Source organism: Streptomyces sp. NPDC088553 (genome assembly GCF_044752965.1).
Classification (GTDB): Bacteria; Actinomycetota; Actinomycetes; order Streptomycetales; family Streptomycetaceae; genus Streptomyces.
In genome coordinates, this window is the sequence record NZ_JBIVMG010000002.1 from 973,950 (window position 1) to 989,601 (window position 15,652).

Below are 15,652 nucleotides of genomic sequence, written 5' to 3' on the forward strand. Positions count from 1 at the left end.
CCCGCTACCGCATGATCGATTATCAGGCATGCGCTTTCGGACACCGGTCGAGCACCGGGCCTCAGTCCCGCGAGGTCTCCGCGCCGCCCTCCGGCGGCGCCGCCCCCGCCTCCTTCGTCGCCGCGCGGGCATCCCGTAGCGCCGTGTGCACCGACCAGACCACCGAGACCAGGGGGACGGCCACCACGGCGCCCACGATGCCCGCGGCGATCGAGCCGGCGATGACCGAGATCGCGACCACCAGCGGATGGAGCCGTACGGCCCAGCTCATGACGAGCGGATGCAGGAGGTGGCCCTCGATCTGGCCGATCACCACGATCAGACCGATCACGATCGCGGCCACCAGGGGACCTTGCGAGGCCAGCGCGACGACGGCGGCGACCGCCAGCGCGATGGGCGAGCCGATCAGCGGTACGAACGCGGCGACGAACTCCAGGAGGGCCAGCGGCACCGCGAGCGGGACGCCGAGGAGCCACAGGGCGATCCCGACGAGCACCGCGTTCACCGCCGCCACGAGGACGATCCCGTGGGTGTAGCCGGTGAAGGTCCGCCAGGCGGCTTGCCCGCCGACCTCCACCCGCTCACGGACCGGCCCGGGCAGCTGCTTCTGGAACCAGGCCCACTGACGGTCGCCGGAGTGGATGAAGAACACCGCGGAGAACACGGCGAGGGCCAGCGTCGTCAGCACGGCCACCACATGATGGGCGCCGCTCACCGCCTGACTGACCAGGGTCGAGCGGTGACTGGAGAGGTACTCCCCGACCTTGGCCTGGAGGTCGCTCAACGCCCCCGGGTTGAGCCGGAAAGGCGGCCGCTCCAGCCAGTCCTCGATCCGGCCGACCCCCACCCGGAACTCGCGCACGAGGGTCGTCCGCTCCCCCGCCACCGCCTCCCCGACCAGCGCGAGCACGCCCAGGACGAGCGCGATGCTGCCGAGCAGGGTCAGCGCCACGGCGAGGGGCCGGGGCAGCCCCCGGGCGACCACGTCGGCGAGGGGACGGAGCAGCGCGGTGATCACCAGCCCGAGGAAGACGGCCACGCCGATCTCGTGGAACCGTCCGAGCACGGCGAACAGGCTGTAGACGAGCACGCCGACGACGAGCAGCCGCCACGCGTACGCGGCGGCCGTACGGAGGAAGGGGCTGACCGTGACCGTCGGTGATGTGCCTGGCTGCATCCCACCGACCTACCACCCGCGACGACCTCCTGTCGTCAGGATCACAGGCCGGGCGCCGCGAACTCCGCCGATCGGCGGTGCGGGCGGCTTCACGACGGGCGCTCGGCCGGCGTCTTCACTCCGGAGGAAGCGACGTGTCCAGGGTGCGTCGTCGGGGCGGGTCCTCACGCGGAGGCGATCGTCATCGGCGTCGTACAGGCCACGGCGGCGACCGCCGCGCGTGGCCGGTCCGTCCACTCAAGGAACCGCATGTCGCCCTGGTCGGCCCGACCGGTCCGGCCGGCCTTCAGCAGGGCTTCCGCCCGGACCCACAGGCGAAGCAACGCCGGGCCCGGATCCGGCTGGGCCGCGGCCTCCGCGACGTCCGCGTCGGGGAGGAGACGGCGGAGTACGTGTACGGGGCCGGGGCGGCGCGCGGAGGGCTCCACGTCGATGCCGATCGCGCCCGGTCCCACGGCCGCCGCGACGAGCCCGTCGGCGTGGCTGAGGCTGACGCCCACCTCGGGGCGGCCGCGCAGGTACGGGCGCCCGTGGCCCTGGCCGCCGCAGCCGGGGCACAGCTGGGCGAGGGCCGGGGTGTCCGGCGGAAGGCCGGTGACACGGGCGACGCAGAGCCGCACGAGGAGGCGCGCCGCCAGTACGTCGTCCCGGCGGCTCGGCAGCCGTATCCCCGCGAGGCGACGCCGTTCCCACGGGGCCAGCAGCCCCTCGTCGAGACCGGGGTGGGCCAGCACCTCCGGGGTCGTCGCCACGATGGCCAGCGCCGTGGCCCCGCCCGGCTCCTGACCGCCCGTCATCGGGGGACGCTCAGCCGGTGGCGGCGCTCAGGAAGCGCTCCCGGACACGGCCGAGGGTGCGGAAGTCGTCGATGGTGACCTCCTGGAGGTCGATGGTGTTCCCGGAGAGCTCCTCCAGGAGGTCGATGAACTCCAGGAAGTCCATGGAGTCGATGAGACGCGCCTCGATGAGGTCCTCGTCGTGGGCGATCGGGCCGTCGAGGCCGGGGTTCTTCTCGTGAAGCCACTCGGCGATGCGTTCCATGGGGAGAGGTCGCTCCTTGCTCACAGCTGTCGCGGGAAACGGGAAAGGGACCGCGGGAAAGGGGTACGGGACGGGGGACACGGGACACGGGACACGGGATACGGGATGCGTCGGGCGCCCGGCGCATCGACGCACCGGCCCCGCGACCCGCTCAGACGCGGGCGTCGTGGAGTCGGTCCAGGGCCTGCTCGGGGGTGCCGTGGGCGAGGATCATCGCGTGGATCCAGCGCTCGATCCCGAAGGCGACGCAGGCGCTGTACGCCGGGCCCTCGGAGCCCGCCCGGATGTCCAGCCGTTCGCCGAAGAAGTTGCGGTGCCGGTTCACGGAGGCGATGGCCGTGCCGTCGGGGGCGCAGAACTCGTGCTTGACCGGGTCGAGCGCCATCAGTCTGGCCCGGGAGCCGCCCTTGTCGTAGAAGGGGTCGTCGGCCACGGCCCTGTTCAGTTCCAGGCCGAGGAGCGCGGCCGCCTCAAGGATGAACTCGGCTCCCCGCTCCAGGTGTTCGACGGAGCCCCGCTTGGTGCCGAGGTAGAGGACCTCGCGCATGTGGAAGCCCCACAGGCGGCGCAGGCCGTCGTAGTGGGTCTCGTTGCGGAAGCAGCGTCCCGAGGCGGAGAGGCGGAGGCCTTCCTCGCCCACGTCCCGGCCCTCCAGGGAGAGCAGCAGTCCGTAGCAGGTCGCGGACGGCAGCAGATGGCCGGTCGGCCGCAGGGGCAGCTCCCCCGGCGTCTCACCGGCCGCGAGGCCGTCGAGCGCGTCCGGGGCGAAGCGCCCCGCGGAGACGCCGAGATGAGGGAAGTTGCGGAAGAAGTCGAGGCGCGTCAGGCCCTCCACGGACAGGAGCGGCGGGCCGACGACCTCGGGCGCCGAGAGCCGTGCGGCGAGTCCGGTGAGCAGTTCGTCGAGTCCGCGCAGGAGCGCGGTCCTGACCGGGTCCAGCGTGATCAGACCCGCACCCGGGCTCTTCAGGCCGCCGCCCGGCAGGGCCGTGGCGCTGGGTGTGCTCATGGAAACCGCTCCCTCTGGGCGTTGGGCGAACCGAGATACGGGTGAACGCCCCTGGATGTGGTCGCCGTCGACCGCGAAGCGCAGCAGCGATGAAGCCGGCCGACATCCCCGCGGGACCGGACTGCGCAGGGGGACACTAAGTCAGCCTCGCGCATGTTGTCTAGACCAAAGCCGAAAGGCTGTCACATGCAACTCCGCATATTGAGACGTCACTTGACAACCAGTATGGTCTAAACCAATTGTTCTGAACGGCGTGGCCTCCACACCCCACGCCGGGCGCCGCCGCGCGTCCGTTCTGCCCCCCGACGTCCGCCCTTCCGTCCGTCCATGCCACTCGCCCCCGGCTCCGCGCCGAGGGTTTCTCCGTGCTGTCCACCGGCCGGGGAACGCGTGCCCCGACTCCCGCCCTGGAGGGACCCGATGACGACGCCCGCATCCCATCGCCCCCGCCGCCGCCCCCACCTCCACCGGGCGGCCTCGGACCTGCCGTACTTCAGCGCGGACGGCGAGTCCTATCTCGCCCAGACCACGCTGCGGGAGCTGAAGAAGTCACGGCCGCTGCGGGTGCTGTCCGAGGAGGACTTCGCGCACTGGCAGACGTACGGATACGTCATCGTCCGAGAGGCGGTCCCGGCGGAGGCGGCGAAGCGCCTGCTCGACTTCACCTGGGAGTTCCAGGGCCTCGACCCGGACAGACCGGAGAGCTGGTACGAGGACCGGCCGTTCCGGTCCGAGCTGGACCAGCAGCTGCACGTCTACGGCTTCGTGGAGGCGTACCACCACCAGCTTCTCTGGGACAACCGCCAGGCCCAGCGCGTCTACGACGCCTTCGTGGACGTCTGGGACTGCGAGGAGCTGTGGGTCACCCAGGACCGGCTCAACCTCAACCCGCCCAACACCGGGAACCGCGACCGCGCGCTCATCGAGCCCACGGACCGCGGCTTCGACATCGAGCTGCACTGGGACATCGACACCACGCTCGGGGTCCCTCCGCAGCGGGTGCAGGGGATCATCGCGCTCAACGACACCCGGCCGGAGTCGGGCGGCTTCCAGTGCAACCCGGAGCTGTTCCGGCGGTTCGAGGAGTGGAAGGTCGCCCAGCCGGCCGACCGCGACCCGCTGCGACCCGCCGTGGACCGGGCCGAGTTCCCCGTCGTGCGCCCCGATCTGCGCCCAGGTGACCTGCTGATCTGGAACGGACTGCTCGCCCACGGTGTGGCGCGCAACGTGTCCGAGAACCAGGTACGCGCGGTCCAGTACCTGTCGATGATGCCGGCGCTCGAAGAGCACGAGCGGCTCCGGCGGTCCCGCGTCGACTCCTGGCGCCACCTGCGGACCCCGCGCTGGAACCGGACCCTCGTCGGCGACCCCGTGCTCCACGAGTCCAAGCGGTACCCCACGGCCACCCTCAACGGCCTCGGCAGCCGTCTGCTGGGACTCACCTCGTGGAAGGACACGGGGGAAGCCTCCACGGCCGACGGGGGCGCGGATGCGGGGGCGGGTGCGGGCGTAGGTGCGGGTGCGAGCCCGGCCCGGCCCGCGGTCAGGGCCTCCGCCGCCGTCCCCGACCAGGGCGGGGAGCCGGCGTGCGCCGTGTCTGCCTGACCCTGCCCACCGACCGGGCCTGTGCCGCGACCATCCGGGCCGTGGCCGAGGAGGCCGCGTACGGCGCCCGCACGTTCGGCGTCGAGGTACGCCTCCTCGTCCTCGACTCCTCCGACGCGGCGGTCGTCGCCGAGCACCGCGAGGTGATCGCCTCGCTGCCCACGGTCCCCGGGGTGGTCGCGCACCACTTCGACGAGGACGAGCAGCGGGCCTTCCTGCGGGAGGTGATCGCCCGGTCCGGCGTCCCCGCGCCCGACCGCGTGCTCGACCTGATGCTGCCGGACCGCGTCTCCTACGGCGCCTGCACCAACCGCGCCTTCCTCCTCGCGGAGGCCCTGGGCTGCGTGTCGGTCCACCGACGCGACTCGGACAGCCGCTACCAGTACCTGGACGGCGAACCGGTCTTCCCGCTCCACCACGAGCTCACGGCACTGGGGCTGCGGGCCGCCGACGTGGCCGGTCTGGTCTCCCGGAGCAGGCTCGACCCCGCCTGCGCGGACCGGCCGGTGGCCCTGGTCGGCGGGTCCTTCGTCGGCGAGATGTCCGTGGACGTCGAGGAGATCCGCCGTCTCGACCCGGGGATCTACGAGGACGTCGTCGGCCTGTCGATCCCCTCCGGCTACCCGGAGATCTGGCGCAGGAACCTGATCGCGGAGTCCTTCCGGGGCGCCGGAACCGCCGCGTACACCGGCGACCTGACGACGCTCACGAGCGTCAGCCCGACACGCGTGGACATGTGCAACATCGCCTTGGACCGCGAGGTGTACGGCCGGGTGCCCCTGCCACCCGCCACCGACACCATCGGCAGCGACTACTTCCTCATCCATCTGGTCCAGGACGCCCGCCTGCCGGGCGTCCTGCACAACCGGCACATCGTCAACTTCCATACGACTGAGCGTCGTTCGGATGCCGGATTCCTCGCCTACCAACGACGGTTCGCCAAGTACCTCCTCTCCACGCCGCACTTCGCCTCGGTGTACACCGCGATGCAGGAGGCCGGAGACGCCCTGCTCGACGCCGAGGGCCACGTACGGGCCTCCGTCGTCGCCGCGTTCGCCAGGGACAGCACCCGAGTGGACCGGTCGGAGAACGCCGAGCGGCTCGATGTCCTCGACCGCTCCTACCGCGCCCTGGGCGGCCGCTACGTCGCCGCCGCCGACGCCCTCGCCCCGCTCCGCGAGCAGCTCCTCGACGAGGCACGGCAGGACATGGAGGAGTTCGCCCTGCTCACCGACGCGTGGGAGGCCCTGACCCGCGCGAGCCGGGCGGTCCCCCCGGGGAGCGCCCGCACCCTCACGGTGCCGTACGCCGGGGGCGAGGAGCGCCGGGGCCCCGTCACCATGGGCCAGGCCAACATGATCCGCTGCATGCTGCGGGACGAGCCGGAGCACATCAACATCCACGACGTGTGGCCCGTTCCCGAAGGAACCGGGACGGCGTCCGCGATCGAGGCGCTCCGGGCGCTCGCGATACGGCACGAGGCGCTGCGTACGACGTTTCCGCACGCCGCCGGGAGCGCGCCCCGGGAACAAGTGGTCTCGGCCGAGGGGACGTTCACCGTCACCGTCCTCGATCACGAGGAGCTGCCGGACGACCCCGCCGGGTATGCCGAATCGCTGGCCCGAGGGGCCCGCTCCGAACGCTTCCATCTGGACCGGGACTTCCCCCTCCGCATCTCCCTCGTCGCCCGGTCCGGCGCACCCGCCTTCGTGGCCATGGCGGCCAGCCACGCCGTGACCGACGTCGGCGCCCTCGGGATCCTCAGGGAGGAGTGGCTGAGCCTCCTCGCCGGTGAGAACCTGCCGCCGCCGGCCTCCCTCACTCCGCTCGGCCTCGCCGCCGAGGAGGCGACCCCGGCCGGGCTGCGCAAGTCCGAGGCCTCGCTGCGGCACTGGGAGCGGATCATCCGCACCGGACCCCAGGCCATGTTCGCCGAGCCGGGCGCCGAGGGGACCGAGGTGCGGACTCCGCGGCTCACCCTCCGGTCGCGGCGGGCCGCGCGGGCCCTCGCGCTCGTGGCCGAGCGCACCGGAGGCATGCCGTCCACGGTGCTGCTGACCGCGTGGTGCGCGCTCGTCGCCCACCGCGCGGACCAGCCCGCGTGCGTGGCCGCCGTCCCGACGTCCAACCGCTACCACCCCCGGCTCGCCCGCTCGGTGAACACACTGTCCCAGGACGCGCTGCTCTCCCTCGACGTCCGGGTACCGACCTTCGACGCGCTGCTCAAGAAGGCCTGGGGGGCGGCGCTCAACGCGTACCGGCACAGTCAGTTCGACGCGGTGGCGCTCTGGGAGATGATCGGGAGGACCACTCATGAACGGGGCAGCCGGTTCGCGCGCGATGTCGTCTTCAACGACGTCAGCACCCTGCCCGCGACGGTCGTGACGGTCACGTCCGCGACCGGGCAGGACGCGGCCACCGGCCCCGCCCTGGAGTTGAGCTGGGGCCCGGACCAGGTGCTGCCGACCCGCGTCCTCACCTTCGTCCACGCGATCGAACCGCTGCTCCACCTGAGCACCTGGGTGGATCCGGCGCTGTTCAAGCGGGACGAGGCGGAGGCCTTCCTGACGGGTCTCGTACGGCTCCTGGAGGCGGCCGCCACCGACGACGTACCGCTCGCGGCGCTGACCGAGGTGACGGGTGTCCGTCCGGTCGAGCGCGGGCCGCGGTGGTGCCGGGTCGACGGGTCGTGGACGTCGCCGCCGCTCGTGGCACAGGCACTGAGCGAGGCGCTGGACGGCCTGCCGGTCCACGTGACCGCCGATGCCGCGGCCCCGGACGGCACCACGCCGCCCGCGGCCCCGGACGGCACCGCGTCACACGACGGGGCCCTGACGGCGTACATCGCGGCCGGCGACTCCCCGCTGACCCCGGCGCGGGCCCACACCGCACTGATGGACGCGCTCCCGGGCCGCCCCGGCGTACTGGCCCCGCGCCGGTACGTGATCGTCCACAACCCGCCGGCGGAGGCGGACCGGACCAGCGCCTGGCTCCGGCAGCAGATTCTCAGGGAAGGGACCGGCCGGGACCGGGATGTGACATGACGATGGATGAGGCAACCGCGCGGCGGGAGCAGGGTTCTCCTCCCAGCCCGTGGCGATCGAGTCGGTTCCGGCTGTTCTTCACCGCGCGCAGCACCTCGCTGCTCGCCGACGGCATGCTGATGGTGTCGCTCACGACCGCCGTGCTCGGCGCGGGGTACGGGGCGGCCGGTGTGGGATACGCGCTGGCCGCGTGGATGGCGCCGATCGTGCTGCTCGTGCTGTTCGGCGGCGTGCTCGCGGACCGGTTCACCCCGCAGGTGATGATGGTCGGCGCGGACGTCGTACGCATGGTGGCCATGCTCGCGCTCGCGGTGCTGCTGATCGGCTCGGACGTACGGCTCTGGCACATCATGGCGCTCCTCGCGCTCAGCGGCGCCGCGACCGCGATGTTCCAGCCGGGTCTGGCGAGTCTGGTCCCCCAGGTCGCCGAGGACATCCAGCGGGCCAACGCGCTGCTGCGGATCTCCGAGGCGATCTGCACCCTGCTCGGGCCGGGTGTGGCGGGCCTTCTCGTGGCCTACTGGAACGTGGCCGGTTCGTTCGTGGTCATCGCGGCGGCGTACGCGATGAGCGCGCTCGGCCTGGCGCCGCTGCGCAGGCTCGGCACCGCCAAGGACGAGAGCGACGACCCGATGTGGCACCGACTGGCCACGGGCTGGCACGAGTTCAGGTCGCGCTCGTGGCTGTGGGGGGTCATCGCGGTGTGGGCGGTGTACGGGCTGTTCGTCTTCGGCCCGGCGCTGCCGCTCGGCGCGGCCTTGCTCACCGAACAGCACGGTGCGAGCGGCTACGGCTGGATCGCCTCGGCCGACGGCGCCGGCACGATCGTCGGCGGCCTGCTCGGCATGCGGGTCCGTCCGGCGCGCCCGCTGGTCGCGGGGGCCTGCGCGATGTTCTTCTTCACCCTCAACCCCCTTGCCCCGGCTTTGGGTTGGTCCTTCACCGTGACGGCGTTCACCGGCGTCGTGGCGGGCTGCGGGTTCGCGTTCTGGGGCGTCATGTGGGCGACGAGCGTGCAGTCCCACATCCCGCTCGCCGTCCTGAGCCGCGTCTCGGCCTACGACGTGGCCGGATCCATCATGGTCATCCCCCTGGGCCGGGCCCTGGCCGGCCCGGCGGCGGACGCGTACGGCGCGGACCGGGTGCTGCTGTTCTCGTCGGTCATGGGCATCGTGCTCATCGGCGTCATGCTCGCCATACCCGCGATCCGCGCACTGGGACGCGCGCCGAAGGAGTCACCGACTCCGGTCGCGGGTACGTAGGGGCGGGATGCCGAGGGCCGGCCGCGGCCACCGTCGAGGAGGTTCGGGCGCCGGGGCCGCCGGTGGGCCCCAGGTACGACTCCGCGTACGCGCCCGCGTCCCCGCGGCGTGACCGAGGTGTCCGCCCGGCCCCTCGCATACGGAGGCCGTTCCCGGGCACACGCCCAGGGGAGAGCCCTCGGGCTCCGCGGGTTCCGCACGCAGCTGTGAGGCGATTCCAGTCATGACCGCCAAGAAGATCATCACGGTGTTCGGCGCGACCGGACAGCAGGGCGGTGGCCTCGCGCGGGCCGTTCTGGCGGACCCGGACGGAGCCTTCACGGTCCGTGCCGTCACGCGGCACCCCGACGGAGAGCCCGCCGCCGAGCTGAAGCGGCTGGGCGCCGAGGTCGTACGGGGCGACATGGACGACCCGTCGAGCCTCGGCCCCGCCTTCGAGCACGCGTACGGCGCCTTTCTGATGACGAACTTCTGGGAGCACATGTCCGCGGAGCGGGAGAAGGCCCAGGCCGAAGCCCTGGCCCGGGCCGCCTCGCACGCGGGGGTGCAGCACGCGATCTGGTCGACGCTGGAGGACACCCGTTCGTGCGTGCCGCTCGACGACGAGCGGATGCCGACGCTCCAGGAGCACTACAAGGTGCCGCACTTCGACGGAAAGGCGGAGGCGGACCAGTTCTTCCTCGACGCGGGCGTGCCGACGACGTTCCTCCGCACCACCTTCTTCTGGGAGAACCTGTTCGCTTCCTTCGCCCCGCGGCGCGGCGCGGACGGTGCCCTGTGGCTCACGTACCCGATGGGTGACGCCAGGCTCTCCGGGATGGCCGTGGACGACGTCGGCAGGACGGCACGGGCCGTCTTCGCACGCGGTACGGATCTCATCGCGGCGACGGTGAGCATCGCCGGCGAGCACCTCAAGGTCGCCGACATGGCCGCGGCCCTGACCGAGGCGCTCGGCGAACCGGTGCGCTACCGCCCCCTCACTCCGAACGAATGGCGTGCGCAGGGATTCCCGGGCGCGGACGAGTCGGGGAACATGTTCCAGTACTACACGGACTGCGAGCAGTACTTCACCGAGGCCCGGGACATCGACGCCGTCCGGGGCCTCGACCCCGCCCTCCAGAACTTCGGCACATGGCTCACGGCGCACCGGGACCGCCTGCGTACCACCTGGGCGTGACCGGTGGCCGGTGAGGGCATGCGCGACCCGACCGTGGACCGTGAGACCCGACCGTGACCGGACCGCTCGACGCTCGACGGGAGTTCGTCATGCACGATCCCAATCCCAGGCTCACCCATCAGGAACGGAAGATCCTCGAGGGCATCGAAGCGGGCCTTCGCGGCGATGCGTCCCTCGACCGCAGGCTGCGTTCGCTCGGACACGGCGCGGCGGACACGGGAAGCGCCGCAGGCACCTGGGGCGGGGTCCTGCGGCATCGCCTCGGCTGGTTCACCGCCGTCCTCGGCATCGCCTGCGTGGCCCTGTTCCTCCTCGCGGCCGTGTCCTCGTCGTCCGGCCCGCTGTGGCTCTTCGCCGCCGTCTGGGTGGTCACCGCGGTGTGCCTGATGCGGCTGCTGCTGCGGGCGGTGGCCCGGCGCAGGAGCGCGGCGGCGCGCCGGAGGGCGGACTGAAGCGCTCGGACCGGGCCGGCCCGCGCCCCCTCCGAGCCTCCGACGCCCACGACCACGCGCGGGGCCCGGCGCATGAACCCCGGCATCGGGGGCAGCGGCACTGAGGAGAGATGCGGACCCGGCGTGAGATTCGACGGAAGGAACCCGGTCATGCGCAAGAGCACCGTGCAGAAGGGCAAGGGAGCCATCAAGGAGGTCACGGGGAAGGCGACCGGAAACTCGCGCCTGGAGGCGGAGGGCAAGGCCGACCAGATGGCCGCCAAGGCCCGAGCGGCGATCGAGAGGGTGCACGCGAGCGCGCGCAAGGCACGCGACGACATGAAGCGCCGCAGCTCCTGAGCGACGGCCCCTGAGGACCTCCCGGGGCTCCCTGGGCCCGGGGCTTCCCAGGCTTCCCGGGCTTCCTGCGCGACGGGCCTCCCCAGCGGCTCATCTCCCGATGAGCGGCCGCCGGCCCCCGACCGTCAGCGGTCCACGCCGGACGGGGCAGGCGGCTGAGCCGGAGGGAAGGAGCGACTCGCCCGCCGCGTGCCGCGGGAGGCGATCTCGATGACGGTCCCGGCGACGGTGGCGAGCAGCCCGATCAGCGCCGTCAGCACCAGCAGGAGCAGCCCCGCGCGGTTGTCGAGGGCCCGGGCCTCGACCGAGGTGGCCGCGACGCCGCCCGATCGCTCGTCGAGCGAGGAGCGGGAGTCGAAGGAGTTCGCGCGGTGGTCGCCGAGCAGGAACAGCGTCCCTTCGGGGACCACCACGTCGTACCCGAGGGGGACGCCGGACGGATCGCCGTCCTTCACGTACGGCTCCGTCAGCGGTACGCCGTTCACCGTCACGGGTCCGCCGGGGCTCTGCCGGACGTGGTCGCCGCCCATGCCGATCACACGGCGGAGCAGGGGCCTGATCTCGTCGCGGTCCTCCGCCCGGTGGAGCACCACGTCGCCCCGCCCGACCTCGCTCGCGTCGATGCGCTCGAAGTAGACGCGATCACCCTGAGGGTAGGTCGGATTCATGGAATCGCCGGCGACGGTGGCTGTCGTGTATCCGGTGCCGAGGAGCGCGACCGCGCCCACGGCCGCGGTCAGTCCCGCCGCGCCCAGCACCCGTCCGACGAGCCGCGACCCGCGTCGGCCGGTCATGACGCCGGGCCGTTCGAAGGGAGTGCCTCCCGGGTCCACGTGCACGTCCGTCCCTTTCGTTCATGTCGTCTCCGAGCCGCACTTCCCGACATTGTTCGCCGCTGAAATGAGGATCTGTCAAACGAGGTGACAATGCGGGCCAGTCATACCTTTGGGGCGGCTTCGGGGACACCGGGAGACGCCGGAGACCCCACGGGAGACATCCCGGGAAAATCCTTGGACGGCGGGAGTCCCCACACGGAAAACTGCCCATCCTGTCCGCTTTGATCGGAAAGGCAGGATTGGATGGGAACACCCGAATCGCGCAAGAGTTCGCCGGGCAAAGGCTCGGTCCTCCTCGCGCTTCGCTTCTACACACGGGAGCTGACCCGGCTCAAGTGGTGGACCGTGCCCGCGATGCTGTTGCCGGCACTGGGCAACATCGGAATCTTCTACATCGTGCCGCTGATCGTCGCCAAGCTCGTCGGCCGCATCGCGGGGGGCACCGGTGTCGGCCTCGGCCCGATGCTGCCCTACGTCCTCGGCTTCGCCGGTGTCCTGCTGTTCGCCGAGGGGCTGTGGCGCGTCGGGCTGCACTGCCTGAACCGACTGGACGCCCTCGGCATCGAGCACCTGTACGTGATCGGGATGGACGCGCTGTTCGCCAAGGACGCCGCCTTCTTCCACGACAACTTCGCCGGCTCGCTGACCAAGCGGGTCCTCAGCTTCGCCTCGCGGTTCGAGGAGTTCGTCGACACCCTCACCTTCTCGGTGATGGGCAAGTTCGTGCCCCTGGTGTTCGCGTCGGTGGTGCTGTGGACGTACGAACCCCTGCTCGTGGTCGGTCTCCTGACGATGATCGCGGTCACGACGCTGTGCGTGCGGCCCCTGATCCGTCGCCGCCAGAGGCTCGTCGACCAGCGGGAGGAGGCGATCGCCCGCGTGTCGGGCCACGTCGCCGACAGCCTGATGAACATGGACACGGTCCGGTCGTTCGCCGCAGAGGAACGTGAGGCGGCCGAACACCGCTCCCGCGTGGCCGAATCGCGCCGCCTCACGCTGCGGTCGTGGGACTACGGCAACCTCCGCATCGACACGCTGATCGCGCCGATGTCCGTGCTGACCAACGTCCTCGGCCTGGTGCTCGCGCTCTCCCTCGGCGCGGGGGAACACGGCGTCGAGGCCGTCGTCGTCGCCTTCACCTACTACTCCAACGCCACTCGGATCATGTTCGAGTTCAACCAGATCTACCGCCGCCTGGAAAGCTCGATGACCGAGGCCGCGCAGTTCACCGAACTGCTGCAGACCCCGCCGACCGTACGGGACCCGGAGAAGCCCGAACCGCTCCTCTCCGACGGCGCCGATGTGCGCTTCGAGCAGGTGACCTTCGCCCACGCGGGCGCGAAGCCCCTCTTCGAGGGTCTCGAACTGGCCGTGCCCAGCGGGGCGAAGGTGGGGTTCGTCGGCCGGTCCGGCGGCGGCAAGACCACACTCACCCGCTTGCTGCTGCGGATGACGGACATCGACGGCGGCCGGATCACGATCGGCGGACAGGACATCAGCCGGCTGCGCCAGGCCGAACTGCGCAGCCTGATCGCCTATGTGCCGCAGGACCCGGCGATGTTCCACCGCACGCTGCGGGAGAACATCGCCTTCGCCCGGCCGGACGCCACCGACGCCGAGATCCGCCGCGCGGCCGAGGCGGCGCACGTCACGGAGTTCGTCGACACGCTGCCCGAGGGCTTCGACACGATGGTGGGAGAGCGCGGAGTGAAGCTGTCCGGCGGCCAGCGCCAGCGGGTCGCCCTCGCACGGGCGATCCTGCGCGACGCGCCGATCCTGCTGCTCGACGAGGCGACCAGCGCCCTGGACTCCGAGAGCGAGATCCTCGTCCAGGACGCGCTCTGGCGCCTCATGGACGGACGTACGGCGCTCGTGGTGGCGCACCGGCTCAGCACGGTCGCCACCATGGACCAGCTCGTCGTCCTCGACAGCGGACGCATCGTCGAACAGGGCACGCACCAGGAGCTACTGACCGCGGAGGGCGCCTACGCGAAGCTGTGGCAGCACCAGTCGGGCGGCTTCCTCGACGACTCCACCGCCACGGCGGAGCAGATGTAGGACCTGACCCCCCGGCATGACTCCGGCCGAGGGGGGCGGCCGCGGTAGCGGCGGCGGGGCGTCCGGCGCAAGTCGGAGGGGATGTGACGGTTCATTATCGGCCGCTCGCCGAGCGGTATTTGGCCGCTCCGGGCATCGGAGGAGTGAGCGTGCACCCATCCCCTGGCGAGTGACCCAGTGCGACCGATTGACTTCCCTGCGTAGTTGATCTTTCGGTTCACCTCCTTGGGAGAGGTGCATGTTCGACATCAGGACGACGAGGTCCGCGCCGCAGGCACGTTCGGCGAGGACCTCGCTGGGCAGGGCCGCCGTTCGAGGGATCGCCCTGGGTGCGCTGGCCGCGCTGTCCCTCGCGGCCGGAGTTCCGGCCGGGGCCGCGGCCGCGCCGGAACCCGCGGAGTGGGTGGCGCTCGGTGACTCGTACACGGCCGGGGTGTTCGTCGGCGAACCCCGCCCGGCGCTCGGCAGCGCCGACCGGGACGGCTGCGACCGCACGACGGGCGCGTACCCGAACCTCGTCGAGCGCCGGCTCACGGCGGAACCGCCGGCGGGCCGGCTGGTGCGGCTGACCGACTTCAGCTGCGGCGGCGCCACCATCAACGAGATCGCCTCGGCCCGGCAGACCCCCATCAGCCCGGTGCGGGCCCCCGAGGACGGCTGGCCCAGCGTGGCCTCGCAGGTGGACCGGGCCGGGCTGAGCGCGAGCACCGACGTGGTCACGATCGGTGTCGGCGGCAACAGCCTGCCCTTCGGCAAGATCCTCACGTCCTGCCTGCTCGCCGGCATCGGCCAGCCGGACGAGGCCACCCCCTGCCGGGACGCCTACGAGGCGGGCGGCTCGTTCTTCGACCCCGAGTCGATCTACGACAAGTACGACCGGGTCACCCGGGAGTACGCCGGCATGCTGCGGGCCGTGCACGAGAAGGCGCCCAACGCCAGGGTCATCGCGGTCGGTTACCCCACGATCCTCCCGGAGGACCCCACCACCTGTGACCGTCAGGACACCACCGAGCTGGCGGCCGACATCAAGGACTTCGACCGACTCTCGGCCACCCACGGGGACATCGCCTGGCTGGGCGAGGTGAACACGCACCTCAACGCGATCGTCGAGGCCGTCACGGAGCTCAGCGACGACACCTATGTCGACACCGCCGCCTCCAGCGTCGGCCACGACGCCTGCGGGCCCAGGGCCACGAAGTGGGTGGAGGGAGTCTGCGGCGAGGCCGGCCCGTACTGGCCCGACGAACTCGCCGTCGGCCCGCTCACCCTGACCTGCTCCGGCGGCGACCGGGCCACGCTCGTGCACCCCAACGCAGCCGGCCACGCCCACACCGCCACCCGGGTCGAAGCCGCCGTCCGCACGGCACTGACCCCCGCGACATCCCGGAGTCGACGGCGAATCCCGGAGGGAGCGGCGGCGGGGAGCCGTCCTCCCCGGCCTAGGTGTATTGATCACGAGCGTTGTTGACACTGGTCTGGTCTTGAACATGGCGAAGACCTCCGGTGTGGTGGGAGCTGTCTAGGAACTCACCGCACGGAGGTCTTCGTGCCCCACCGTAATGCCCGGCTGACTGTCTTCGGTAGGAGACTGCTGGTCGAACGTGTCTGCTCAGGCCGTCCGGTCGCCCATGTGGCCGCCGAGATGGGCATCT

At 71.8% G+C, this 15,652-nt stretch carries 13 protein-coding genes and 1 pseudogene; 9 read left to right on the forward strand and 5 right to left on the reverse strand.

Translation table 11 applies throughout. The features are described from left to right. Positions 1-61: 61 nt before the first annotated feature. The 4 genes from ACIP8Z_RS09340 to ACIP8Z_RS09355 all read right to left on the reverse strand — a co-directional run bounded on the left by ACIP8Z_RS09340 (position 62) and on the right by ACIP8Z_RS09355 (position 3,227). A complete protein-coding gene (locus ACIP8Z_RS09340; RefSeq protein ID WP_402080741.1) occupies positions 62-1,177 on the reverse strand; it encodes an AI-2E family transporter in 1,116 nt (371 codons plus the stop codon). 164 nt (positions 1,178-1,341) lie between these two features. Next, positions 1,342-1,974, reverse strand: coding sequence for a 4'-phosphopantetheinyl transferase family protein (locus ACIP8Z_RS09345; protein ID WP_402080744.1), 633 nt, complete (start codon positions 1,972-1,974; stop codon positions 1,342-1,344). A gap of 10 nt (positions 1,975-1,984) precedes the next feature. Continuing rightward, positions 1,985-2,218 (reverse strand): acyl carrier protein, encoded by a 234-nt coding sequence (locus tag ACIP8Z_RS09350; RefSeq protein ID WP_402080747.1) that lies wholly within the window; start codon positions 2,216-2,218, stop codon positions 1,985-1,987. Positions 2,219-2,369: 151 nt separating this feature from the next. After that, positions 2,370-3,227, reverse strand: coding sequence for a hypothetical protein (locus ACIP8Z_RS09355; protein WP_402080750.1), 858 nt, complete (start codon positions 3,225-3,227; stop codon positions 2,370-2,372). A gap of 420 nt (positions 3,228-3,647) precedes the next feature. Between ACIP8Z_RS09355 and ACIP8Z_RS09360 the strand changes: the two genes are divergently transcribed. The 6 genes from ACIP8Z_RS09360 to ACIP8Z_RS09385 all read left to right on the forward strand — a co-directional run bounded on the left by ACIP8Z_RS09360 (position 3,648) and on the right by ACIP8Z_RS09385 (position 11,106). Then, complete coding sequence (locus ACIP8Z_RS09360; protein WP_402080753.1) at positions 3,648-4,832, forward strand: phytanoyl-CoA dioxygenase family protein; 1,185 nt, start codon at positions 3,648-3,650, stop codon at positions 4,830-4,832. Positions 4,833-4,873: 41 nt separating this feature from the next. Beyond that, a complete protein-coding gene (locus tag ACIP8Z_RS09365; RefSeq protein WP_402080860.1) occupies positions 4,874-7,876 on the forward strand; it encodes a DUF6271 family protein in 3,003 nt (1,000 codons plus the stop codon). Then, the gene (locus ACIP8Z_RS09370) at positions 7,873-9,138 is read left to right on the forward strand and encodes an MFS transporter (RefSeq protein ID WP_402080755.1); all 1,266 of its coding nucleotides are present in this window, start codon (positions 7,873-7,875) and stop codon (positions 9,136-9,138) included. The genes ACIP8Z_RS09365 and ACIP8Z_RS09370 overlap by 4 nt, the downstream gene beginning before the upstream one ends. A 223-nt stretch (positions 9,139-9,361) precedes the next feature. Continuing rightward, on the forward strand, positions 9,362-10,315 hold the full coding sequence (locus ACIP8Z_RS09375) for an NmrA/HSCARG family protein (protein WP_402080758.1): 954 nt from the start codon (positions 9,362-9,364) through the stop codon (positions 10,313-10,315). A gap of 89 nt (positions 10,316-10,404) precedes the next feature. Continuing rightward, positions 10,405-10,767: a hypothetical protein gene (locus ACIP8Z_RS09380; protein ID WP_402080760.1), complete on the forward strand. Its 363-nt coding sequence runs from the start codon at positions 10,405-10,407 to the stop codon at positions 10,765-10,767. A 150-nt stretch (positions 10,768-10,917) separates the two neighbouring features. Further along, on the forward strand, positions 10,918-11,106 hold the full coding sequence (locus ACIP8Z_RS09385) for a CsbD family protein (protein ID WP_402080762.1): 189 nt from the start codon (positions 10,918-10,920) through the stop codon (positions 11,104-11,106). 125 nt (positions 11,107-11,231) lie between these two features. Here ACIP8Z_RS09385 and lepB read toward each other — a convergent pair whose 3' ends face one another. Then, entirely contained in the window at positions 11,232-11,900 is a 669-nt protein-coding gene (gene lepB / locus ACIP8Z_RS09390) for a signal peptidase I (protein ID WP_402080764.1), read from the reverse strand. A 285-nt stretch (positions 11,901-12,185) separates the two neighbouring features. On the opposite strand from lepB, the gene ACIP8Z_RS09395 reads away from it, so the two are divergent. The 3 genes and pseudogenes from ACIP8Z_RS09395 to ACIP8Z_RS09405 all read left to right on the forward strand — a co-directional run. Beyond that, on the forward strand, positions 12,186-14,000 hold the full coding sequence (locus tag ACIP8Z_RS09395) for an ABC transporter ATP-binding protein (RefSeq protein WP_402080767.1): 1,815 nt from the start codon (positions 12,186-12,188) through the stop codon (positions 13,998-14,000). A 238-nt stretch (positions 14,001-14,238) separates the two neighbouring features. Beyond that, a complete protein-coding gene (locus tag ACIP8Z_RS09400) occupies positions 14,239-15,468 on the forward strand; it encodes an SGNH/GDSL hydrolase family protein (protein ID WP_402080769.1) in 1,230 nt (409 codons plus the stop codon). Positions 15,469-15,546: 78 nt separating this feature from the next. Next, a pseudogene (locus ACIP8Z_RS09405) lies at positions 15,547-15,652 on the forward strand (leucine zipper domain-containing protein); the annotation flags it as partial.

Coding starts and splice junctions, on each gene's coding strand:
- ACIP8Z_RS09340 (WP_402080741.1), bottom strand. CDS start 1,177: ATGCAGCCAGGCACATCACCGACGGTCACGGTCAGCCCCTTCCTCCGT.
- ACIP8Z_RS09345 (WP_402080744.1), bottom strand. CDS start 1,974: ATGACGGGCGGTCAGGAGCCGGGCGGGGCCACGGCGCTGGCCATCGTG.
- ACIP8Z_RS09350 (WP_402080747.1), bottom strand. CDS start 2,218: ATGGAACGCATCGCCGAGTGGCTTCACGAGAAGAACCCCGGCCTCGAC.
- ACIP8Z_RS09355 (WP_402080750.1), bottom strand. CDS start 3,227: ATGAGCACACCCAGCGCCACGGCCCTGCCGGGCGGCGGCCTGAAGAGC.
- ACIP8Z_RS09360 (WP_402080753.1), top strand. CDS start 3,648: ATGACGACGCCCGCATCCCATCGCCCCCGCCGCCGCCCCCACCTCCAC.
- ACIP8Z_RS09370 (WP_402080755.1), top strand. CDS start 7,873: ATGACGATGGATGAGGCAACCGCGCGGCGGGAGCAGGGTTCTCCTCCC.
- ACIP8Z_RS09375 (WP_402080758.1), top strand. CDS start 9,362: ATGACCGCCAAGAAGATCATCACGGTGTTCGGCGCGACCGGACAGCAG.
- ACIP8Z_RS09380 (WP_402080760.1), top strand. CDS start 10,405: ATGCACGATCCCAATCCCAGGCTCACCCATCAGGAACGGAAGATCCTC.
- ACIP8Z_RS09385 (WP_402080762.1), top strand. CDS start 10,918: ATGCGCAAGAGCACCGTGCAGAAGGGCAAGGGAGCCATCAAGGAGGTC.
- lepB (WP_402080764.1), bottom strand. CDS start 11,900: ATGACCGGCCGACGCGGGTCGCGGCTCGTCGGACGGGTGCTGGGCGCG.
- ACIP8Z_RS09395 (WP_402080767.1), top strand. CDS start 12,186: ATGGGAACACCCGAATCGCGCAAGAGTTCGCCGGGCAAAGGCTCGGTC.
- ACIP8Z_RS09400 (WP_402080769.1), top strand. CDS start 14,239: ATGTTCGACATCAGGACGACGAGGTCCGCGCCGCAGGCACGTTCGGCG.